1 protein-coding gene and 1 pseudogene are annotated in these 1,656 nt (G+C 63.6%); one reads left to right on the top strand and one right to left on the bottom strand.

What is annotated here, in order from left to right:
* Positions 1 to 473: pseudogene (locus tag EOA23_RS34515) on the top strand (hypothetical protein); the annotation flags it as partial.
* A 176-nt stretch (positions 474 to 649) separates the two neighbouring features.
* Here the strand turns inward: EOA23_RS34515 and mbfA are convergent.
* Positions 650 to 1,633 (bottom strand): iron exporter MbfA, encoded by a 984-nt coding sequence (gene mbfA / locus EOA23_RS34510; RefSeq protein ID WP_126063482.1) that lies wholly within the window; start codon positions 1,631 to 1,633, stop codon positions 650 to 652.
* Positions 1,634 to 1,656: the final 23 nt, after the last annotated feature.

Below are 1,656 nucleotides of genomic sequence, written 5' to 3'. Positions count from 1 at the left end.
CCACCACAGTGGTGCAAAAACAGGTGTGCACGACCGGGACATTGAAGTCCCTTCAGAAGAGCCTGCCTGCCGGATCGGTGATCCAGACCGACCAATACGGCACCAGTTATTCCTGCGCCGACACCTTCTATCCTGCCAATGGCGCCGGCGCGGTGATCGACGTCAGCCAGATGGATCAGCTCTATCTGGAGATGGACGTGCCCTCGGGCAATCCGAAGGTGCTGAAATCGAACGATCCCTCCACCTCGAACCGGCTCTATATCGGCGACAGCGCCACCAACATGCCGGAGGTGGCGACCGGCCAGACCGTCAACATCTTCACTGCGGTGCCCTGCGGGCAGACCGGCTACCAGGCCTGGGAAGACGGCGGCAACCCGGTGCCCGCCGCCGTCAGCAACGCCGACTTCTTCTACACCACCACCGGCAAGTGCGACTACAACCAGCGCCCGTCGGAAACGGTGCTGACGCAGTAGGGCGCGGCGCTCTACCTCCTTGTTTTTACGCAATTCCGGACGGAAAACCGCTCACACTTTTCCTGGAATTGCTCTAAAGCGCGTCGCGATCTTTCAGATTCGCTCCATGCGCTTTAGGTTTTTGAATTTACGCATGTCTTTATCCTGAAACCGGTCCCACTTTCGGGAGACATGCTTTAGGCGTTCCCGATCAGCACGCCCGCCCCGAACACCAGCGCGCCGCCCAGCACCACCTGGAAGGCGGCGCGCCAGAACGGCGTCTGCATGTAGCGGTTCTGGATGAAGGCGATCGCCCACAGCTCGAAGAACACCACCACCGCCGCGACGATCGTGGCCGTCCAGAAATAGGGGATGAGGTAAGGCAGCGCGTGGCCGAGCCCGCCCAGCGTCGTCATGATGCCGACGGTGAGGCCGCGCTTGAGCGGCGAACCGCGTCCCGACAGCTTGCCGTCGTCGGAGGCGACCTCGGTGAAACCCATCGAGATGCCGGCGCCGATCGAGGCGGCGAGGCCGACGAGGAACGTCTGGAATGTCGCATGCGTGGCGAAGGCGGCAGCGAAGATCGGCGCCAGCGTCGACACCGAGCCGTCCATCAGCCCGGCCAGCCCCGGCTGCACATAGGTGAGGATGAACTGGCGCTGCTCGGCGCTCGCTTCCTCCTCCTTGACCGCGCCCGGCACGTGCTGCTGCTCCAGTTCGTGCGCCGAGCTCTCATGGCCTTGCTCGGCCAGAGCGAGATCGTCGAGCAATTTGCGCGTCGAGGCGTCGGTGGTGCGCTTGGCGGCCTCGACATAGAAGCGGTAGGCCTGCCGCTCCATATCCTCGGCCTGCCGGCGCACATGCTCGATGCCCAGCGGCCGCACCAGCCAGTCCGGCTTGCGCTCGTAATAGCCCCTCACATGCTCGCGCCGGATCAGCGGAATGCGATCGCCGAAGCGCTTGCGGTGAAGCTCGATCAGCGAGTCGCGGTGGCCGTCCTCCTCCTCGGCCATCGCCTCGAACACCTTGGCCGATTGCGGAAAGTCCTGCGCCAGGCCATCGGCATAGGCGCGGTAGATGCGCCCGTCATCCTCCTCGGAGGAGATCGCCAGCGCCAGGATCTCCTGCTCCGACAGCGAATCGAAGGAACGGCGGCCGAAGCCGAAAACACGGGAAAGCATGATGGGATCACTCTAGTTTAGAA

This window comes from Mesorhizobium sp. M2A.F.Ca.ET.042.01.1.1, from assembly GCF_003997405.1.
Lineage (GTDB): Bacteria > Pseudomonadota > Alphaproteobacteria > Rhizobiales > Rhizobiaceae > Mesorhizobium.
Note: the sequence above shows the minus strand (reverse complement) of the source record. Positions and strands in the feature narration are given on the sequence as shown.